The organism is Paracoccus sp. SM22M-07 (assembly GCF_001887735.1).
Classification (GTDB): domain Bacteria; phylum Pseudomonadota; class Alphaproteobacteria; order Rhodobacterales; family Rhodobacteraceae; genus Paracoccus.
On sequence record NZ_JPKW01000005.1, the window covers coordinates 165712 to 186404 of the forward strand.

At 65.2% G+C, this 20693-nt stretch carries 16 protein-coding genes, 2 tRNA genes and 1 riboswitch; of the genes, 5 read left to right on the top strand and 13 right to left on the bottom strand.

The features are described from left to right. Window positions 1-106 precede the first annotated feature (106 nt). Window positions 107-1273 (bottom strand): M20 aminoacylase family protein, encoded by a 1167-nt coding sequence (locus IE00_RS10320; protein WP_072297031.1) that lies wholly within the window; start codon window positions 1271-1273, stop codon window positions 107-109. Between the two features lie 64 nt (window positions 1274-1337). Between IE00_RS10320 and mazG the strand changes: the two genes are divergently transcribed. Then, complete coding sequence (gene mazG, locus IE00_RS10325; protein ID WP_072297032.1) at window positions 1338-2183, top strand: nucleoside triphosphate pyrophosphohydrolase; 846 nt, start codon at window positions 1338-1340, stop codon at window positions 2181-2183. A gap of 37 nt (window positions 2184-2220) precedes the next feature. Here the strand turns inward: mazG and dusA are convergent, their stop codons facing one another. The 5 genes from dusA to IE00_RS10350 form a co-directional block, all read right to left on the bottom strand. Further along, a complete protein-coding gene (dusA, locus tag IE00_RS10330; RefSeq protein WP_072297033.1) occupies window positions 2221-3222 on the bottom strand; it encodes a tRNA dihydrouridine(20/20a) synthase DusA in 1002 nt (333 codons plus the stop codon). Window positions 3223-3315: 93 nt separating this feature from the next. Beyond that, window positions 3316-3390 (bottom strand) — tRNA-Val (locus tag IE00_RS10335). Window positions 3391-3461: 71 nt separating this feature from the next. After that, a complete protein-coding gene (locus tag IE00_RS10340; RefSeq protein ID WP_072297034.1) occupies window positions 3462-3767 on the bottom strand; it encodes a hypothetical protein in 306 nt (101 codons plus the stop codon). 126 nt (window positions 3768-3893) lie between these two features. Continuing rightward, window positions 3894-6311 (bottom strand): endopeptidase La, encoded by a 2418-nt coding sequence (lon, locus tag IE00_RS10345; RefSeq protein WP_072297035.1) that lies wholly within the window; start codon window positions 6309-6311, stop codon window positions 3894-3896. Between the two features lie 146 nt (window positions 6312-6457). Further along, entirely contained in the window at window positions 6458-7813 is a 1356-nt protein-coding gene (locus IE00_RS10350) for an ATP-binding protein (protein WP_072297036.1), read from the bottom strand. A gap of 35 nt (window positions 7814-7848) precedes the next feature. Between IE00_RS10350 and IE00_RS10355 the strand changes: the two genes are divergently transcribed. Then, entirely contained in the window at window positions 7849-8712 is an 864-nt protein-coding gene (locus IE00_RS10355; RefSeq protein ID WP_072297037.1) for an MBL fold metallo-hydrolase, read from the top strand. Between the two features lie 59 nt (window positions 8713-8771). Then, window positions 8772-8846, top strand: a tRNA-Asn gene (locus tag IE00_RS10360). A gap of 305 nt (window positions 8847-9151) precedes the next feature. Here the strand turns inward: IE00_RS10360 and IE00_RS10365 are convergent. After that, a complete protein-coding gene (locus tag IE00_RS10365) occupies window positions 9152-9481 on the bottom strand; it encodes a hypothetical protein (protein WP_072297038.1) in 330 nt (109 codons plus the stop codon). Between the two features lie 485 nt (window positions 9482-9966). Between IE00_RS10365 and IE00_RS10370 the strand changes: the two genes are divergently transcribed. Further along, the gene (locus IE00_RS10370; RefSeq protein ID WP_240493853.1) at window positions 9967-11445 is read left to right on the top strand and encodes an aldehyde dehydrogenase family protein; all 1479 of its coding nucleotides are present in this window, start codon (window positions 9967-9969) and stop codon (window positions 11443-11445) included. 39 nt (window positions 11446-11484) lie between these two features. On the opposite strand, the gene IE00_RS10375 is transcribed toward IE00_RS10370, so the two are convergent. Beyond that, window positions 11485-12855: an NCS1 family transporter gene (locus IE00_RS10375; RefSeq protein ID WP_240493850.1), complete on the bottom strand. Its 1371-nt coding sequence runs from the start codon at window positions 12853-12855 to the stop codon at window positions 11485-11487. A 32-nt stretch (window positions 12856-12887) separates the two neighbouring features. After that, window positions 12888-13586, bottom strand: coding sequence for an aspartate/glutamate racemase family protein (locus IE00_RS10380; RefSeq protein WP_072297040.1), 699 nt, complete (start codon window positions 13584-13586; stop codon window positions 12888-12890). Window positions 13587-13671: 85 nt separating this feature from the next. On the opposite strand from IE00_RS10380, the gene IE00_RS10385 reads away from it, so the two are divergent. Beyond that, complete coding sequence (locus tag IE00_RS10385) at window positions 13672-14394, top strand: GntR family transcriptional regulator (RefSeq protein WP_240493851.1); 723 nt, start codon at window positions 13672-13674, stop codon at window positions 14392-14394. Window positions 14395-14424: 30 nt separating this feature from the next. On the opposite strand, the gene thiC is transcribed toward IE00_RS10385, so the two are convergent. From thiC to IE00_RS10405, 4 genes are all read right to left on the bottom strand, one after another. Further along, window positions 14425-16197, bottom strand: coding sequence for a phosphomethylpyrimidine synthase ThiC (gene thiC, locus IE00_RS10390; protein ID WP_072297091.1), 1773 nt, complete (start codon window positions 16195-16197; stop codon window positions 14425-14427). A gap of 104 nt (window positions 16198-16301) precedes the next feature. Next, window positions 16302-16423: riboswitch (TPP riboswitch) on the bottom strand. 75 nt (window positions 16424-16498) lie between these two features. Continuing rightward, on the bottom strand, window positions 16499-18823 hold the full coding sequence (locus IE00_RS10395; protein ID WP_072297041.1) for a xanthine dehydrogenase family protein molybdopterin-binding subunit: 2325 nt from the start codon (window positions 18821-18823) through the stop codon (window positions 16499-16501). After that, a complete protein-coding gene (locus tag IE00_RS10400) occupies window positions 18816-19289 on the bottom strand; it encodes a (2Fe-2S)-binding protein (protein WP_072297042.1) in 474 nt (157 codons plus the stop codon). The genes IE00_RS10395 and IE00_RS10400 overlap by 8 nt, the downstream gene beginning before the upstream one ends. Window positions 19290-19309: 20 nt before the next feature. Beyond that, entirely contained in the window at window positions 19310-20611 is a 1302-nt protein-coding gene (locus IE00_RS10405; RefSeq protein ID WP_072297043.1) for a cytochrome c, read from the bottom strand. Window positions 20612-20693: the final 82 nt, after the last annotated feature.

The window sequence follows — 20693 nt, forward strand, 5'->3', positions numbered from 1 at the left end:
CAAACCGTGGCTTGATTGGCGCGCAACCTAGCGGCGCGACCGACGCTTGGCAAGAAAGCGCCCGCCCTGCGCGGGGCCGGGCGGCAAACGGCTGCGTGAACGCGTCTCAGGCCCCGCGGGGTTGGGCGCGCTCGACCAGCCGCGCAAGGAAGCTGGCGCCGATGGGGGCGATCTCGTCGTTGAAATCATAACCGGGATTGTGCAGCCCCGGCCCTTCGCCCTGCCCCAGGAACAGATAGCAGCCGGGGCGTTCGTTCAGCATATAGCTGAAATCCTCGGCTCCCATCTCGCGGCCCTTGTCATCGGCGACATTGGCGGCGCCCACGATCTCGCGCGCGGTGGCGGCGGCGAAGGCGGTCTGGTCGGGATCGTTGACGGTCGCCGGATAGCCCTCCTGGTAATCCAACGCGACCTTGACCTCATAGCTGGCCCCCTGCCCCTCGCAGATCCGCGTCATCCGGTCGCGGACCATCTGACGCACATGGGGGGCAAAGGTCCGGACCGTGCCGCAGATATAGGCCGTGTCGGGCACGATGTTGTCGGCGCTGCCGGAATGGATCTGGGTGACGGAAATCGCCAGATCCTCGGCCGTGTCATGGTTGCGGCTGCTGATCGTCTGGATGGCGCCGACGATGCCCACCGCCGCGACGATGGGATCGGTCGTCAGATGCGGCATGGCACCATGACCGCCGCGACCCTGGACGTGGATCTCGAAGGTGTCGACGGCGGCCATGATGGGGCCGGGCGTGGTCCACAGGCTGCCGACCGGCTGGCCGGGATTGTTGTGCATGGCAAAGACCCGCGCGATGTCGAACCGACCCATGATGTCTTCGCGCACCATGACATCCGCGCCGCCGCCGTTTTCCTCGGCAGGCTGAAAGATCAGCGCGACGCGGCCGGCGAAATTGCGCGTCTCGGCCAGGTATTTCGCCGCACCCAGCAGCATGGTGGTATGGCCGTCATGTCCGCAGGCATGCATCCGCCCCGGCACCGTCGAGGCCCATTCCGCCCCTGTCACCTCGTCCAGCGGCAGCGCGTCCATGTCGGCGCGCAGCCCGATGGTGGGGCCATCGCCCTGACCGTCGATGATGGCGACGATGCCCGTCCGCCCGATGCATTCATGGATCTGGTCGATCCCGAAATCGCGCAGGCGGTCGGCGACGAAGGCCGCCGTCTGGTGGCAGTCGAAGCCCAGTTCGGGATGCTGGTGCAGGTGGCGGCGCCATGCGGTCATCTGGTCGGCGAAATCGGCGATGCGGTTCAGGACGGGCATGTGGACTTGGGCCTTTGGCTGTGGCAGTCGAGGGGGCATCTTCCGTGTCCCAAGGGGAATTGCAATGGCCGACCAGAACCCGACCGACGATGCCGCACCGCGCGATCCGGCGGCGGAAATCCAGCGCCTTCTGGGCATCATGGCGGCGCTGCGCGACCCCAGGACCGGCTGTCCCTGGGACATCGAACAGAATTTCGCCTCGATCGCGCCCTATACCATCGAGGAAGCCCACGAGGTCGAGGACGCCATTCAGCGTCAGGCCTGGGATGAATTGCCGGGGGAACTGGGCGATCTGCTGTTGCAGGTGGTCTTCCACGCGCAGATGGCCTCCGAGGCCCGCATGTTCGATTTCGCCGATTGCGCCGCCGCCATCAGCGACAAGCTGATCTTCCGCCACCCCCATGTCTTCGGCGATGAAAGCCGCGACAAATCTGCCGAACAGCAGGTCAAGGACTGGGAGGCGATCAAGGCCGTCGAACGGGCGGGCAAGGCGGAACGCGGCACGCTGGACGGCGTGGCGCTTGGCCTTCCCGCCCTGACGCGGGCGGTCAAGTTGCAGAACCGCGCTGCCCGCGTGGGTTTCGACTGGCCCGGCGTAGGGGGCGTTCTGGACAAGATCACCGAGGAAACCGCCGAACTGGTCGAGGCCCGCGACACGCTTGGCCAGGACGCGCTGGAGGAAGAATTCGGCGACCTGATGTTCGTGATGGCCAATCTGGCGCGACATCTGAAGATCGACCCGGAACTGGCGCTGCGTCGCGCGAACGCCAAGTTCACCCGCCGTTTTGCCAGCATCGAAACCGACCTTGCCGCCGATGGCCGTCGCCCCGAAGACAGCGACCTGACTGAAATGGACCGCCTGTGGGACAAGGCCAAGGCCGCGGAAAAGGCATCGGCACAAGGCGTCTGACCCTTGTAGGCGGCGCTTTTTGGCCTGAGCCTGGGGTTCAGGCCGGTTCGGCCACCTGCATCAGGGCGGCGTCATAGACTTCGATCCCGCCCTTGGATGCGCCCTCGGACAAGGTCCGCTTCCAGGCGCGCGCGCCGGGCATGCCGTGAAACAGCCCCAGCATGTGGCGCGTGAACTGATGCAGCCGACCCCCCTGCGCGATGTGATCGACGATGATCGGGCGCATTTCGGCAGCGACATCCAGCGGCGAGGCAAATGGCGGTTCCCCGCCCCACAGCCGATCCGCCTGCCCCAGGACCTTCCACGGTTCGTGATAGGCCGCGCGCCCCACCATCACCCCATCCATGACCGTCAACTGTTCGCGAATGGCATCCGCATCCGCGATGCCCCCGTTGATCGACAAATGCAGGTCGGGGAACTGCGCCTTCATCGCGTGGACCAGGGGATAGTCCAGCGGCGGGATCTCGCGGTTCTCGCGCGGGCTGAGGCCCTGCAGCCAGGCCTTGCGCGCGTGGATCGTGATGCGTCGGACGCCCGCCTGCCGCATGCGGTTCAGGAAATCGGGCAGGATGTCGGCGGCGACCTGATCATCGACGCCGATGCGGCATTTCACCGTCACCTCGGTCGCGGTTTCGGCCTGCATGGCCTGCACGCATTCGGCCACAAGGTCCGGTGATTTCATCAGCACCGCGCCAAAGGCACCCGACTGCACGCGGTCACTGGGGCAGCCCACATTCAGGTTGATCTCGTCATAGCCCCAATCCTCGGCGATGCGGGCGGCCTGACGCAGCTCCTGCGGGTCCGATCCGCCCAGCTGCAACGCCACGGGGTGTTCGGCGGCATCGTAATCCAGCAACCGCGCGCGATCGCCGTGGATGACGGCGGGGGCCGTCACCATTTCGGTGTACAGCAACGCATTGCGCGACATCATCCGGTGGAAACGGCGACAGTTGCGGTCCGTCCAATCCATCATCGGGGCGACCGAAAGGCGGGCGGCGCGGCGTGTCCGGGTCTGGCCTGCGTCGTTCGGGGTTTCCATCGGGACCTCTTGTTCTGCTGGCGCCGGTCATGCGTGGCAGGCGATGCGGACATCGTGGCGCAGGCGCCGCGTTCAGATCCGCAAGAAGGGAAATGGTGGGTGATAAGGGATTTGAACCCCTGACATCTTCGATGTGAACGAAGCGCTCTACCACTGAGCTAATCACCCGTCGCGCTGGCTTCTAGCGCCAGTCGTTCCCGCATGCAAGAGGTCTTGGCGCATTTCTGCGCCTGGCCCGATCAGTTCGGTTTGGCAGGACGCCGGCGCAGGCGCAGGGTGATGACATCGCCGCCACGCGCATCCTTTTCGCAACTGATCCTGGCCCGCCCAAGGGGTGGCACGGCAAGGGTCTGCCCGGCGGCAAGCACGCGGCCCAGTTCGGCCAGGGTCGCCTCGATCACGGGCCGGGCATCGGCCTTGCGGGCACCGGTGGCGGCAATGACGCGGTCTATGAAGTCGCGCTTTTGCACCACGGCGGCATTGCGTGGATCCTGCAGGATGATGGCAGGGGGTTCACCCGCCTGCTCGACAGAGGTCTCTGGCATGTCTGGCCCCCCAACCGATGAAAGTCGAGGTTCAGCCTAACGCGTTGTGACGTTGCGTCAATCTTTTCAAGACATGAAAAGGCCGGGGACGCGAAACGCCCCCGGCCAAAGATCGACCACCGGCCCTTAGTGGGCGACAGCGCTGCCCTTGCCGTCATCGCCCCGGCGGGCGTCAAGGCGGGCAGCCTCGGCCGCTTCTTCCGCGGCCTCGTCCCATTCGACGGGGACCGGCTGACGCACCAGGGCGTGGCGCAGGACCTCGCGGACATTGCTGACCGGGATGATGGTCAGCCCCTCTTTGACGTTGTCCGGGATCTCGATCAGATCCTTTTCATTGTCCTGCGGGATCATCACCGTGGTGATGCCGCCGCGAAGGGCTGCCAGCAGCTTCTCCTTCAGCCCGCCGATGGCCAGCACGTTGCCGCGCAGGGTCACCTCACCGGTCATGGCGACATCCTTGCGGACGGGAATGCCCGTCATCACCGACACGACCGACGTCACCATCGCGATGCCAGCCGACGGCCCGTCCTTGGGCGTCGCGCCTTCGGGAACGTGGACGTGGATGTCACGCTTGTCGAATTCCGGCGGCTTGACCCCGATCTCGGGCGAAACCGAGCGTACGAAGCTGGATGCCGCGTCGATCGATTCCTTCATCACGTCGCCCAGCTTGCCCGTGGTCTTCATCCGACCCTTGCCGGGCAGGCGAAGCGCCTCGATCTGCAACAGGTCGCCCCCGACCGAAGTCCAGGCAAGACCGGTGACGACACCGACCTGATCCTCTTTCTCGGCCAGACCATAACGGTGGCGCCGGACGCCCAGATATTCCTCGACCTTTTCGGGCGTGACCTCGATCGACTTGACCTTGGTCTTCATGATCTCGGTCACGGCCTTGCGGGCCAGCTTGGCGATCTCGCGCTCCAGCGAACGGACACCGGCTTCGCGGGTGTAATACCGGATCATGTGGGTCAGCGCCGCGTCCGTGACGCTGAACTCACCCTTGCGCAGACCGTTGGCTGCGATCTGCTTGGACAGCAGATGGCCCTTGGCGATCTCGAGCTTTTCATCCTCGGTATAGCCCGACAGGCTGATGATCTCCATCCGGTCCAGAAGCGGACCCGGCATGTTATAGCTGTTGGCCGTGGTCACGAACATCACGTTCGACAGATCGTATTCCACCTCAAGATAGTGGTCCACGAAAGTCGAGTTCTGTTCCGGGTCCAGCACCTCCAGCATGGCGGATGCCGGGTCGCCCCGGAAATCCTGGCCCATCTTGTCGATCTCATCCAGCAGGATCAGCGGGTTCGTCGTCTTGGCCTTCTTCAGCGCCTGGATGATCTTGCCCGGCATCGACCCGATATAGGTCCGGCGGTGACCGCGGATCTCGGACTCGTCGCGCACGCCGCCCAGGCTAATGCGGATGAATTCACGCCCCGTCGCCTTGGCGATCGAGCGCCCCAGCGAGGTCTTGCCCACGCCCGGAGGACCGACCAGCGTCAGGATCGGACCCTTCAGCTTCTGGCTGCGGGCCTGCACGGCCAGATATTCGACGATGCGTTCCTTGACCTTGTCCAGACCATAGTGGTCCGCGTCCAGAACCGCCTCGGCCTTGCCCAGGTCCTTCTTGGTGCGCGACTTCACGCCCCATGGCAGTGCCAGAAGCCAGTCCAGATAGTTGCGGCTGACCGTCGCCTCTGCCGACATGGGCGACATGGATTTCAGCTTCTTCAGCTCGGAATCGGCCTTTTCGCGGGCCTCCTTGCTGAACTTGGTCTTGGCGATCTTGGCTTCCAGTTCGTCCAGCTCGTTCTGGCCGTCCTCTCCGTCGCCAAGCTCCTTCTGAATGGCCTTCATCTGCTCATTCAGATAGTATTCTCGCTGCGTCTTCTCCATCTGGGTCTTGACGCGCGACTTGATCTTCTTCTCGACCTGCAGGACAGACATCTCGCCCTGCATGTGGCCATAGACCTTCTCAAGCCGCTCGGACACTTCCAGCGTGTCTAGCAGGTCCTGCTTGCGGTCCAGTTCGATTCCCATGTGACCCGCGACCAGATCGGCCAGCTTGCCGGGCTCTTCGGCCTCGGACACCGCGGTCACGACCTCTTCGGGGATGTTCTTGCGCACCTTGACGTAACGCTCGAACTCCTCGGTCACGGTGCGGACCAGCGCGGTGACGGTGTCGGCATCGCCGGGCGTCTCCTCCAGCTGGCTGGCCGAGGCCTGGAAATGGTCGTCATTGGGGACGAAATCGGTGATGCGCACGCGCTCGCGGCCTTCGACCAGGACCTTGACGGTCCCGTCCGGCAATTTCAGCAGCTGCAGGACGTTGGCCAGCACGCCGGTGCGATAGATCCCCTCTTCGGTCGGTTCATCGACCGAGGCGTCGATCTGCGCGGCCAGCAGGATCGGGCTGTCCGATTCCATCACCGCTTCCAGTGCGCGCACCGATTTTTCCCGGCCGACGAACAGCGGCACGATCATGTGCGGGAATACGACGATATCCCGCAAGGGCAGCACCGGGTAGGTAGTTTTGGCGAATTCCGTCATGTCTTGTCCTTTCTGCCCGAAGCCGTGGCCCCGTCATGGCGACGCACGGCCCCTGCATCGCGTCAATCTAGGGCCAGCACACCCGCCGTTCAATATGACCCGAAGAATACGACCTATTTTTGGCCTTATCCTGGCGGCAAACCGGCTCAGCGCGGGATCACGATTTCGGCACGCAATCCGCCCAGCCTGTCCCCCCGTCCCAGGCGCAGCTGCCCGCCATGCGCGCGCACCACGTCGTTGACGATCGCCAGACCCAACCCGGCCCCCTGCGCGCTGTTGCGCCTGCGGGCGGGATCAAGGCGGGTGAAGGGGCGCATCGCGGCCTCCAGGCTGTCTTCGGGGATGCCGGGCCCGTCATCCTCGATGCCGATGCGCAGGCTGCGGGGCCCAAGCGCCGCGTCCATTTCGGCGCGCGAGCCATAGCGCACCGCATTGCCGATCAGGTTCTCCAACGCGCGGCGCAGCATGTCGGGGCGGAAGGTCGCCAGACCCTCCGGATCGCCCCCGAACCCCGTCAGCTGCACCGCCTGCCCGGCGCGCTGTGCATCCGCCACGACGGTTTCCAGAAAGGAACTGGCGGCCAGGGTTTCCGGGGGGCGGTCCTGCGCCTCGTCACGCGCATAGTCCAGAAAGCCGTCGACCATGCGGTTCATCTCGGCGATGTCGGCCTCCATGGCGGTGACATCCTCGGTATCGGGGGGCATGTCGGGCCCGATCATCGACAGGCCAAGGCGCAGGCGGGTCAACGGCGTGCGCAGGTCGTGGCTGATGCCCGACATCATCAGCTTGCGCTGTTCGTTCTGGCGTTCCAGCCGGTTGCGCATGTCCAGGAATGCCGTGCCGGCGCTGCGCACCTCGACCGCGCCCGAGGGACGATAGGGCACCATGCGGCCCTTGCCGTATTCCTCGGCGGCAAAGGCCAGGCGACGAATGGGCCGCAGCTGGTTGCGCAGAAAGACCGTGGCGATCCCGCTCATCAACAGCGAGGTGAAGACCATCAGCACCAACAACTGATGCGGGTTCGAGGCACTGACCCGCCGCCGGTCAAAGCCCAGGCCATAGGGCCCGAACGGCCCCATCAGCGCCACGTCCACGCGTTTTTCGTCGCTGGCCAGGTCGATCGACACCACGCGCGGAACGGTATCACGCAGCACCTCGGTGACGACCCGTCCGGAAAAATCGTACCAGACCCGCCGATCCTGGGGCGCGGGCGTGACCGGCATGCGGAAATCCAGTTCAAGCGGTCCGGCAATGGCCTCGGCCTGGGCGCGGGCATCCTCGGCATCGCGGGCCAGCTCGATCCGGCGGGCGACGAAATCCAGCTCATGCGCCATGCTGGACGTCATCTGCCGCGTCACGCCCTCGAAATGGCGTTGCAGGAACATGACCCCCACGACCAGCGTGACCGTCACGATCGGCAGGAACAGGATCAGCGCCGCCCGTGCGTAAAGCCCGCGCGGGACCAGCGTTCTGGCGATGGGCCCCTGGTTATGGTTTGACATGGACACCCCTTCCTCTTCCCTGCAAGGCTATCCCCATGCATGCCCCCGCGAAAGAGCCGCTGCGCATCCTGGCGCCCAATCCCTCGCCCCTGACGGGCCCGGGCACGACGACCTTCCTGATCGGGCAGGATCATGTCGCCGTCATCGACCCCGGCCCCGATGACGATGCCCATCTTGGCGCCATCATCGACGTGGGACGCGGCCGGATCAGCCATATCTTCGTCACCCACGCGCATCTGGACCACAGCCAGGGCGCGCCCCGCCTGTCGCGCCTGACGGGCGCCCCGGTCCTGGCCTTCGGCACCGCGACCGAAGGCCGGTCGGCCATCAACAGTCGCCTCTCCGCCTCTGGTCTGATCCATGGCGGCGAGGGGCTGGACATGGATTTCACCCCCGATATCCGCCTGCATGACGGCCAGCAGGTCACGACCCCGGATTGGAGCCTTCGCGCCCTGCACACCCCCGGTCACGCGGCGGGGCATCTGTGCCTTGAATGGGGCGACACGATCTTTTGCGGCGATCTGGTGATGGGCTGGTCCTCGACGCTGATCTCGCCCCCCGATGGGGATCTGGCCGATTACTTCCGGTCGCTGGACCGGCTGACGCATCTGGCCCCCGTGCGCCTGCTGCCCGCGCATGGCGACGCCATCGCAGACCCCCTGCCCCGTCTCGCCGAACTGGCGCGTCACAGGCGCGACCGGACGGCCCAGATCATGGCCGCGCTGCGCCACTCGCCAGACAATGCGGCGGGCCTGGCACGGCGCCTCTATGACATTCCCGAACCGCTTTTCCCCGCCGCCCAACGCAACGTCCTGTCCCACCTGATCGCGCTCTCTCAGCTTGGCGCCATTGATTTCCAAGGAGATTTGACCGCCAACAGCTTTTTTTCGATTTCATGACGAAAAGTGGAAAAAGGCTCTGGACGCCCCCGGAACACGTTGCTATATCCGCCTCGTGTTCCGGCGTAGCTCAGCGGTAGAGCAGTTGACTGTTAATCAATTGGTCGTAGGTTCGATCCCTACCGCCGGAGCCATAAATCTCAATTGAGATTACAAAGCTACGACAATCCGCCTCTGGCGGATTTTGTCGTTTAGGGCATCCGCATGACATTTGCGACAGCAATGTTCGGCACAGGACGCCAGTGAGTTTTCCCAATTCTTGCATCAGCACTGTTCGCTTTCGCCAATGGCCCACGCTTCACAGGCCATGATCCGGCTGAACGCGCCTGCGAACCCGCGCAGCGCATGGTTCGCCCGGGGGAAAACCGCATTTGCCGCTTTCTGAATCAGGAATGGGGACGGCCCGTCGCAACGACGCATGGCGGGACAGCGGCGCCTGTCAGTCGGCAAGGCCGGATCGCAGCAGATCACGCGCGAAGCCCGCGAAATCGGCATCGGTCAGGTCGCGGTCGCTGACATTCAGCCGCATGGGGCGACGCGCGCGTCCGTCGGGCCGGACCACCATTGCGGTCACCGACACAGGCGTCGTCGCCAGCACCCGCAGCTGCAGCCCATCCGGCGCGTCGGTCCCCCGCAGGGCCTTGCACAGCGCCTCGGCATGGGCGGGATCGACGCCTGCCGACTGCCGGCAAAGAACCTGCGCCCCCGCCGCACCGGCCGCCACCGTCACCCACAGGCAGGTGCCAATCAGCAGAAAGACATGACGCATAGGACGACGAACCCCTGATCGGCCCGGCCCTGTTCCGGGCGCGGCTGTTGATGTACGCGACCATTCCGCGGAATGGCGCTGAACCCTGAAAAACATATACAGGGGTTGCGGCCAAAGCCCAAAACTCTTTTCCTGATGGTGCGACCATTCCGGTCCGGATCAACAAAAAGAGGCGCGATGTCGACCGCCAGTTCAGATTTCGCGCATCCTGACGACATCGGCAGACGGTCGCCCTCCGTGCCTTCCCGTGCCCGGGTTGCCACCGATACGCCTCTTCCCGACATAGCATGGCAAAGGGCCCCTTCCAGACGGAAGCCCCATCAGGGCGGCGAGGGCGATGATGCGCCGATGGGCCGGTCGCTGGCATGCCCTCCGCGGGCTCAGGCGACATGGCCGACAAATCCCGCGCCTGCCCTCAGCAGTTCCAAAACAGATGAACGAAAGGCCGAACCCCGATGGACCTGAAAGCCGATGTGCAATCCCTGATGACCGATCTGGGCGTCGATGCCGCCCTGCTGGACGCGGGCGACCTGCCCTGCCGCAGTCCGCTGGACGGCCAGCAGATCGCGTCCCTTGCGTCCCATGATGCCGCCACGACCGCCGCAGCCATCGACCGCGCAGAGGCCGCCTTCCGCGCGTGGCGCATGGTGCCCGCCCCCCGGCGCGGCGAGCTGGTCCGCCTGCTGGGCGAGGAACTGCGCAGCCACAAGGACGCGCTTGGCAGGCTGGTCTCGATCGAGGCGGGCAAGGTCACGTCCGAGGGCCTGGGCGAGGTGCAGGAGATGATCGACATCTGCGATTTCGCCGTCGGCCTGTCGCGCCAGCTTTACGGCCTGACCATCGCCACCGAACGCCCCGGCCACCGCATGATGGAAACATGGCACCCGCTTGGCGTCGTGGGCGTGATCAGCGCCTTCAACTTTCCCGTCGCCGTCTGGTCCTGGAACACCGCGCTGGCACTGGTCTGCGGTGACAGCGTCGTCTGGAAGCCGTCGGAAAAGACGCCGCTGACGGCCCTTGCCTGCCAGGCCATCCTGAACCGCGCCATCGCCCGCTTCGGAGACGCGCCCGCGGACCTGTCGCAGGTGCTGATCGGCGGTGCGGAGGTGGGCGCGGCGCTGGTCGAAAACCCCAAGGTGGCGCTGGTTTCAGCCACCGGATCGACCCGGATGGGCCGCATGGTCGGCCCCAAGGTGGCGGAACGGTTCGGGCGTTCCATCCTGGAACTGGGCGGCAACAATGCGGGCATCGTCTGCCCGTCGGCCGATCTGGACATGGCGCTGCGGGCGGTGGCCTTCGGCGCGATGGGCACGGCGGGCCAGCGCTGCACGACGATGCGGCGGCTGTTCGTGCACAGGGACGTTCATGACGACCTGATGCCGCGCCTGATCAAGGCCTTTGAAACCGTCACCATCGGCAACCCGCTGACCACCGACGCGCTGGTCGGGCCGCTGATCGACAAGGCCGCCTATGACACGATGCAGCAGGCGCTGGCCGCTGCGCGCGATGCGGGCGGCATCGTGCATGGCGGCGCCCGCCAGGATACGGGCGACGCGGATGCCTTTTATGTCCGTCCCGCGCTGGTCCTGATGCCGTCCCAGACCGGCCCGGTCATGACCGAGACCTTCGCGCCCATCCTCTATGTCATGACCTATGACGATTTCGATGCCATGCTGGAGGACCACAATGCCGTCGGCGCGGGCCTGTCATCGGCCATCTTCACCACCGACCTGCGCGAGATGGAGATCTTCCTGTCGTCGCGCGGTTCCGATTGCGGCATCGCCAACGTCAATATCGGCACTTCGGGTGCCGAGATCGGCGGGGCCTTCGGGGGCGAAAAGGAAACCGGCGGGGGTCGCGAAAGCGGGTCGGACGCGTGGAAGGCCTATATGCGCCGCGCCACCAACACCATCAACTATTCGCGCGACCTGCCCCTGGCACAGGGGGTGGTCTTCGACATCTGAACGCGCGGGCAAGGCACCCTGCCCGCGCGTGGGCGTCCTTTATTGGGCAAAGCGGCGGGCGGCGGGCAGCGTCTTCATCAGCAGGTAATAGCTGACCCCCGCCGGCAGCAGGCTGGCATACCAGCTGACGCCCGAAAAGATCAGCGCAAAGACCGCCCCGATGACCGTCGCGGCCAGCGCGGCAGGGTTCATGCCGCGATAAGGCCCCGCGGGATCGTAAAGATAATCCATGTTCAGCCGCTGCTTGCGGATCACATAGTAATCGACCACCAGGATGGCGAAGATCGGGCCCAGGAAGGCGCTGTAGGTCTGGATGAACAGGTTCAGCCCGGCAGCGCTTTCATCCTTGACCAGCAGCCAGGGGAAGGTCGCGAAGGCCAGAAGACCGACCAGCACCGCCGCCGTCTTGAAGCGCAGCTTGAAGACATCCATCAGCGCATAGGCGGGCGGCACGACATTGTTGAGGATGTTCGTCGTCACCTGCGCAAAGGCGATGAACAGCAGCGTCGTCACCAACAGCAGCTTGTTGTCCACGGCGCTGGCAAAGACCTTGATCGGATCGACCTCGCCGGTGGCGCCCGACACCATCAGCCCGATCAGCCCCATGAACAGGGTCGCGGGCAGGATCGAATTGGCATAGATCGCCACCTGCCGCCCGCGTCCCACCTGTCCGTCCAGCTCTCGGCTGTAGTCGGACACGTTCAGCATCATCGTCGAATAGATGCCCAGAAACAGCATCGTGGCGCCCCAGAACGGTGCCCCCCAGGTGCCTTCGACATTGACAAGGTTGGCACTGATCTGGCTGCCGTATTTGTCGATGACGCTGAAGAACATATAGATCAGCGCCCCGATGATGAAGACCGATCCGATGTTTTCCAGCCATTTGATGCCGTGAAAGCCCAGGACCGACAGGCCGATCTGCAGGGCCTGAAAGCCGATGAAGAAGACCCAGATGTTGGAAAAGCCGAACATCGTTTCGGACACCAGGTTCAGCGCGCCGGCGCCGATCCAGCTTTGAAAGCCGAACCAGACCAGGGCGGGCACCGACCGCACCAGCGCCGGCAGCCGCGTTCCCGCAAACCCGAAGGCCGGGCGCGCCTGCACCATGAAGGGGATGCCGTATCTGTGCCCCGCCTGCCCGTTGATCATCAGCGCGATGCCGATGACGGTGCAGCCGATCGCGATGGCCACGACCGTCTGCAGCAGGTTCAGCGTGCCCACCAGCCCCGACCCGATGGTGAAGGTGCCGATGGACACGCAGCCGCCCAGCCAGGCGAACAGATAGGACCAGGACCCCATGATGCGCGTCTGCTGCGGGGCCAGGCTTTCCTGGCCCACGCCCTTGTCGGTCGCGCGTGTGCCGTCATGTGCGTCGGGCGGTGCGACGCCCGCCATGTCGATCTGAGTCATGTGATGTTTCCCTGTCGGAGGTTGAGGTCGTCTTATTTCTTGTTGGGCACCGCATAGGCGCCGATCTTGCTGGTCTTCAGCCCGGCGCCCACAAGCGCCTCGGCCAGTTTCGTGGCCACGGTCACGCCGTCGATGACCGGGATGCCGGTTTCCGTGGTCAGCCACGCGGTCAGGTCGGACATGCCCGCGCAGCCCAGCAGCACGGCCTCGCAGCCGTCCTCTTCGATGGCGCGCATGATCTCGGCGCGGACGCGGTCGCGGGCGTCCGATCCCGGTTCTTCCAGCGCCAGGACCGGGATCGCGGCGGAACGGACGCGGCGGCATTTGTGGTCCTGGCCGTATTTGCGGACCAACTCCTCGATCACCGGGACCGAGCGGGGCAGCGTCGTGACGATGGAAAACGAGGTCGCGACCATGCTGGCCGCCATCATTCCCGCCTCGCAGATGGCGATGACGGGGCCGGTCGCGATCTCGCGGCAGGCGCCGATCGCGGGGTCGTCGAAACAGGCGATGACGATGGCATCCGCGCCCTCGGCCTCGGCCTGCGCGACCTCGCGCAACAGATGGGGGGCGGCCATGACCTCGTCGTGATGGCCCTCGATGCTGGCGGGGGCGCCATGGGCGGTGCGCCCGATCACATCGACCTGCGGTCCCGCCACCGCGCGGGCCGATGCGATGATCTTGTCCGTCATCGAGCTGGTCGAGTTGGGGTTGATGACAACCAGTTTCATGGATCTTCCTTCTTCCGAGTCGCAAGATTGATAACACGAATTGTTAACAATCAGATAATATTTTATCTGCCTGCAATTCGGGCGCATGTTTCTTGCGCGTGACCGTTGGCTGTGCAATCTGTCGACGATGGAAAAGCCGCTTGAAACCATCATCGTGGACAGCATCCTTGATGCGATCGCCGATCAGCGCCTGCATGCGGGCACCAAGCTGGGCGAACAGGCGCTGTCGGACCTGTTCGGCTGCAATCGCGCCCATGTCCGGCGCGCGCTTGGGACGTTGACCGCCTATCATGTGGTCGATCACCTGCCGAACCGCGGCGCCTATGTCGCCACGCCGACGCCCCAGGATGCCCGTGACGTCTTTCAGGCGCGTCGCGCCATCGAGACGGTGATCTGCCGCAATGCCGTGCGACAGGCCACATCCGAAGACATCGCCGCCCTGCGCGTCCATCTGGCGCAGGAGGCCCTGGCACGCGGCAGCGGCGACCGGTCGGCCGCCGTGCGCCTGTCACGGGGGTTCCATCTGCTGCTGGGGCGGGTCGGGCGCAATCCCGTCCTGCTGCGCTATCTGGAGGAACTGACCATGCGCAGTTCGCTGATCATCGGGCTTTACGCGACCGGCCACGGCACGCTTTGCGCCGATGACGAACACACCCGCATCACCGACGCTATCGAGGCGCGGGACATGGATGCGGCCCAGGACCTGCTGGACCAGCACCTGCGCCATATCGAAGCGGGCATCCGCTTTGGCGATGACGCCCCCGTCACGGGCGCCCTGTCGATGGCCTTGCGCCGCGACGCCCGCTGAACGCGGGCGCCGCTGCGTGATCCGGCCCGATCAGCCGTCGGCAGGGACGTAAAGCTGCCCCTTTTCGCGGAACAGATCGGCCATCCGCTCCATCCCCTGCTGCTTTTCAGCCGTCGCGCGAATATCGTGCGAGATCTTCATAGAGCAGAATTTCGGACCGCACATCGAACAGAAATGCGCGACCTTGTGGGCATCGGCGGGCATGGTTTCGTCGTGCATCTCGCGCGCGGTGTCGGGGTCCAGACCCAGGTTGAACTGGTCCTGCCAGCGGAAATCGAAGCGCGCCCGCGACAGGGCGTCATCGCGCATCTGCGCACCCGGATGCCCCTTGGCCAGGTCGGCCGCATGGGCGGCCAGCTTGTAGGTGATGACGCCGGTTTTCACGTCGTCCCGGTCGGGCAGGCCCAGATGTTCCTTTGGCGTGACATAGCACAGCATCGCCGTTCCGAACCAACCGATCATCGCCGCTCCGATGGCGCTGGTGATGTGGTCGTAACCCGGCGCGATATCGGTGGTCAGCGGCCCCAGGGTATAGAAGGGCGCCTCGTGGCAATGCTCCAGCTGCTTGTCCATGTTGGCCTTCAGCTTGTGCATCGGCACATGGCCCGGCCCTTCGATGAAGACCTGGCAGTCGCGCGCCCAGGCACGCCTGGTCAGTTCCCCCAGGGTCTCCAGTTCCGCGAATTGCGCCTGATCATTGGCATCGGCGATGGACCCGGGCCGCAAGCCGTCGCCCAGGCTGAAGGTCACGTCATAGGCGCGCATGATCTCGCAGATCTCGTCGAAGCGGTCGTATAGGAAACTCTCTCGGTGGTGGTGCAGGCACCATTTCGCCATGATCGACCCACCGCGGCTGACGATGCCCGTCACCCGCCTGGCCGTCATCGGGATCATGTGCAACCGCACGCCCGCGTGGATGGTGAAGTAATCGACGCCCTGCTCGGCCTGTTCGATCAGCGTGTCGCGATAGATCTCCCATGTCAGGTCCTCGGCGATGCCGCCGACCTTTTCCAGCGCCTGATACAGTGGCACCGTTCCGATGGGCACGGGCGCATTGCGGATGATCCAGTCGCGGATATTGTGGATGTTGCGACCCGTCGACAGGTCCATGACGGTGTCGGCCCCCCAGCGGATTGCCCAGACCATCTTGTCGACCTCCTCCTCCATCGAGGAGGTCACGGCGGAATTGCCGATATTGGCGTTGATCTTGACCAGGAAATTGCGGCCGATGATCATCGGTTCCAGTTCGGGGTGGTTGATGTTGGCGGGGATCACCGCCCGGCCCCGCGCAATTTCCGACCGCACGAATTCCGGCGTCACCAGATCGGGGATCGCGGCCCCGAAATCCTCTCCGTCGCGGGTATAGGCGGCAATGCGGCCTTCATTTTCCCGGATCGCGACATATTCCATTTCGGGCGTGATGATCCCGGCGCGGGCATAGGCCAACTGGGTCACGGCCCCTTTCGTGGCGCGCAGCGGATCGCGCTGATGCGGAAAGGCGGGGGTCAGGCGCTTGCCATCGACAAAGCCGTTATCGGCGGCGGTCAGCGGACGCCCGGCATAGGGTTCGGCATCGCCCCTGCCCGTCAGCCACGCCCCGCGCACCGCGGGCAACCCGCCCCGGATGTCGATCCGTGCGGCAGGGTCGGTATAGGGGCCGGAACTGTCATAGACCGTCAAAGGGTCTTCGCCCGTCAGGGCGATCCGGCGCATCGGCACGCGAATGTCGTGCAGCGCACCTGGCACATACAGCTTGCTGGATGCAGGCATGGGGCCGGTGGTGATCTGGGGGTTCGGTTTCATCAGTGTCTCCCGTGCGAAATGGGCGACCCGGATGAGACAAGCGATGAAGGGGCCACGCGGCCCGGTGACGGACCTTGCGGTCCAAAGGACCGCCCCGTCGATGGGGAAGCTGCCTTTGGTCTTCCTACGCCAGTGTCAACTGGGTCAGGTTCAAAGGGTCGCTTCACCGGGGTCGCCCCCACTCAGCCTCTCAGTCCCCTGTGGCGGGACTCCCCTGACGTGCGGGCAGGTTCGCGATTTCGGGGGACGGTGTCAACAGCCGTGATGCGGGCGCCCCGGATGTCGGGGCGCCCGCGGGGTTTCAGGCCTTCAGCGCGGCCAGGACGTCGTCGGGGCGCATCGGCAGGTGGCGCAGACGCACGCCGACCGCCGCCTGGATGGCATTGGCGATGGCCGGGGCCACGACCGTGGTGCCGGGTTCGCCCAAGCCCACCGGAACCTCGGTGCTGTCGATGAATTCGATCTCCATCGGCGGCGTGTCGATCATCCGCAGGGGGGTATAGCCGCCCAGGTTCAGGTCGCGGACATTGCCGTTCTCGAACTCGGTGCCTTCGTAAAGCGCCATGGACAGACCCCAAAGTGCTGCGCCTTCGCATTGCGCGCGGGCACTGTCGGGATCGACGACGGTGCCGCAATCGAAGGCCAGCCACATCTTCTGAACCTCGACCGTGCCGGTTTCGCGGTCCACATGAACCTGGACGGCCCCTGCGGTCCAGGTGGGCATCTGGCGGCTTTGACCAAAGGTGGTGGCGATGCCGATGGCCGTATCGGCGGGCAAATCAGCCGTGCCATAGCCCGACATCTGCGCCACGCGTTCCAGAACCGCCGCCTGACGCGACGCGCCGCCGATCGAATCCGGTGCGGTGCCGGCGTTATAGCCTTCGGCGATCAGGTGCTTCAGCCGGAATTCCAGCGGATCGACCCCGATCTTGGCCGCGGCTTCGTCCATGAAGCTTTCGACCGCGAAATTGGTCCAGCCCGGACCGACGGACCGCAACCAGCCGGGGCGGAAGGTCTGGTTGGCCAGCTCGTTCTCGATCGCGCGGACCTTGTGCGCGCCGACCGAATACCAGTGATCGGCCCCGTCGATGGCAAAGACGTCGAAGGGCTGACCGTTCACGCCCTTGGGCATGAAGGACGGCGCCATGACGCCCGTGGGCCAGCCGGCGGCGGCATCATGATCCATCCCGATCACCTGGTTCTCGGCATCGAAGGCCATGCGCAGGCGCTGCACACTGGGCGACCGGACGCTGTCGAACTGGACGTCATGTTCGCGCATGAAGACCAGCTTGACCGGCTTGCCGTCCAGCTGTTTCGACGCCAGCGCGGCGGGCACGATGTAATCGCCGTTCAGGCGACGCCCGAAACCACCGCCCAGCATATAGCTGCGCATGACGATCTTGTCGGGCTCGACCTCCAGCGCTGCCGACAGGGTCGGCAGGATCAGCGATTGCCACTGGTTGCCCGCATGGGTTTCCCAGACACCGTCCGCATTGCGGAAGACGGTGGCGTTCAGCGGCTCCATCTGGAAATGCAGCACGGTCGCGGTGGTGTATTCCGCCTCCAGCGTGTCGGCCGCATCCTGGAAGGCCTGGGTGGTGTCGGGCGTTTCCGTGGGCAGGATCGCGCCGCTGGCCGCATCCGCGATCAGTTCGCGCGACCGCGCCTGGATGTTGGCCTCGGAAACGCCTGCGGTTTCGCCGGCGTTCCATTCGACGGTGATCAGGTCGGCTGCCGATTTCGCCGCAAACAGCGTCTCTCCCAGGACCACGACCCAGCCCGGCACCGTGCCGGAAGGATCGTCCAGCGTCAGCGTCTGCAGATAGCCCTTGATGTCCTTGGCGGCACTGTCATCGACCGATGCGACCGAGGACCCCAGCCGCGTCGGCGGCAGCATCGGGATGCCATAGACCATGCCGTCGATCTTGGCATCCAGTCCATAGATGGTCTTGCCGTTGGTCTTGTTGCCGATATCCAGCGCGGTGACGTCCTTGCCGACCAGGCGCAGGTCGGAATGCGCCTTCAGCGGCAGGGCGGCCAGCTCTTCCTCGGTAAAGCTGCGGTCGATGCCCGCCTTGACCAGTTCGGCATAGGTGATCGACTTGCCATCTCCGGTGACGGTGCCGTCGCGTGCGGTGCAGGTGGCGGGATCGACGCCCCATTGCGCAGCGGCGGCCTCGATCAGCGCGGTGCGGCCTGCGGCGCCCGCCTGGCGATAGACGGGCCAGCTTTGCCAGACCGACCAGCTGCCGCCGGTGACCATGGTGCCCCATTTCTCGGCCGTGTCGACATGGGTGATGCGCACATCGTCCCATGACACGTCCAGTTCGTCGGCCAGGATGCGGGCGATGGCGGTGCCGACATGCTGGCCCATCTCGGCGCGGATGATGTTGACGTTGACGCGGCCCTCGGTGTCGATCCAGTACCACATGGTCGGTTCGAACCGCTCGCCCATGGTCTCGATCGGCATGCCGTCCGCGGCCTGCGGGTCCATCGCGGCCATGGCATCGCGTGGAAAGCCGAAGGCCACCCCCGCCGCCGTCATCGAGATCAGGAATCCGCGACGGCTGAGCGCCGTTGCCGGGCTGCCCACACCAAGGCGGGATAGGATCTTGTTCTTAGCCATTCCGGGTCTGCCCCCTGTTTGCCAACGCGGCGTCGCGGACCGCCTGGCGGATGCGCGGATAGGTCATGCAGCGGCACAGATTGCCGGTCATGACCGCGTCGATGTCTTCGTCGCTCGGGTCCGGGATGTCGGTCAGCAGGGCGGCTGCCTGCATGATCTGGCCGGACTGGCAATAGCCGCATTGCGGGACGCGCAGGTTGCGCCATGCCTCCTGGACGGGGTGGTTGTCATTGGCATCCAGCCCCTCGATCGTGGTGACATCGGCACCTTCGACATCGCCCAACAGGGTGATGCAGGACCGCGTGGCCTGTCCGCCGACATGGACGGTGCAGGCCCCGCACATGCCGATGCCGCAACCGAACTTGGTGCCGGTCAGGCCGATCTCGTCGCGGATGGCCCACAGAAGGGGCGTGTCGGGATCGGCGTCGACGCTGACCTCGCGCCCGTTGATCTTGAGATTTACCATCAGGTGTTTCCTTCGTGAATTCAGTGGGATCCGGGGCCGCGGGCGCGCAGCTGGGTGACCTCGTCGCGCAGGTTTTCCCACGCGGGCTTCTGGGCGCGATCGGCGCGCAGATAGGCGGCGATCTGGGCCACCTGATCGTCGCTCAGCGCTTGGCGAAAGCCGGGCATGACCACGCCCTTGGTGCCCTGATGGCTGGTGACGCCATAGAGGATCACCTGGATCAGGTTGCTGGGATCATCCTGGTTGACCGAGGAGTTGATCCCCAGGTCGGGGCGACTTGCCCGGATCGCTTTGGCGTTGTAATGGCAGGCCGCGCAGGCGGTGGTGTAAAGCCGCTCGCCCTCGGCCTGGCGATAGCGGCGGTCGGGCGCGTTGCGCTCAAGGCTGGCCCGGACGATATCGCTGTCGGCCGGGTCCAGGCCGTCGCCACCGACCTTGTCGGCCAGATAGACGCTGATGGCGGTCAGGTCGCTGTCGGGCAGTTCGCGCACGCCTTCATGCACGACGGGCCCCATCGGACCGGCCGCGATGCCATGATATGTCGAGGACCCTTCGATCAGGTATTCGCGGAACTCGGCCGCGTTCCACGGCACGGCCGAAGCATTGGCCGCGGTCAGCGCCGGGGCCTGCCAGCGGTCGATCTCGGCGCCCGCATATTGCTCGCCGGACTTTTCGGCGCCCAGGATGTTGCGCGGGGTGTGGCAGGCGCCGCAATGGGTCACGCCCTCGGCCAGATAGGCGCCGCGGTTCCATTCGGGCGACTTGTCGGCAACGGTTTCATACTGGCCGAAATCGACGAACAGCATCTTCCAACCTGCCTGAAGGAAGCGCAGGTTCAACGGGAAGGGCAGCTCGTTTTCCTTCTGGACGCTGCGGACCGGCGCCACCTCGGACATGATGAAGGCATAGATCGCGTCCACGTCCTCGTCGCTCATCTTGGTGAAATGGTCATAAGGGAAGGCCGGGAACAGGTGGCGCCCGTCGCGCCCCACGCCCTCATGCATGGCCCGGCGGAAGGCGTCCTGCGAATAGGCGCCGATGCCGGTTTCGACGTCCGGGGTCAGGTTTGTGGCATAGATGGTGCCAAAGCCCGTCTCCATCGCGTAATTGCCGGCATAGGGCTCTCCGTCCTTGGCGGTATGGCAGGTGGCGCAATAACCGGCACCGGCCAGCACCCTGCCCTTTTCCACCTGTTCAGGCGGGAAGGTCGCGTGATCTGCCGCCGTGATCGGCTGCATCGCGGGTTTATACGCATAGACACCAAAGCCCACAGCGCCGATCGCTGCGATGGCCAGAATGCCTAGGCAGATCTTCTTGAACATCGATCCGTTTCCCTGGGTATCTTATGGCAAGATCGGCGAAGTCCCGCCGATGATTCACAAATGTTAACCCGGCCGCTGCCGG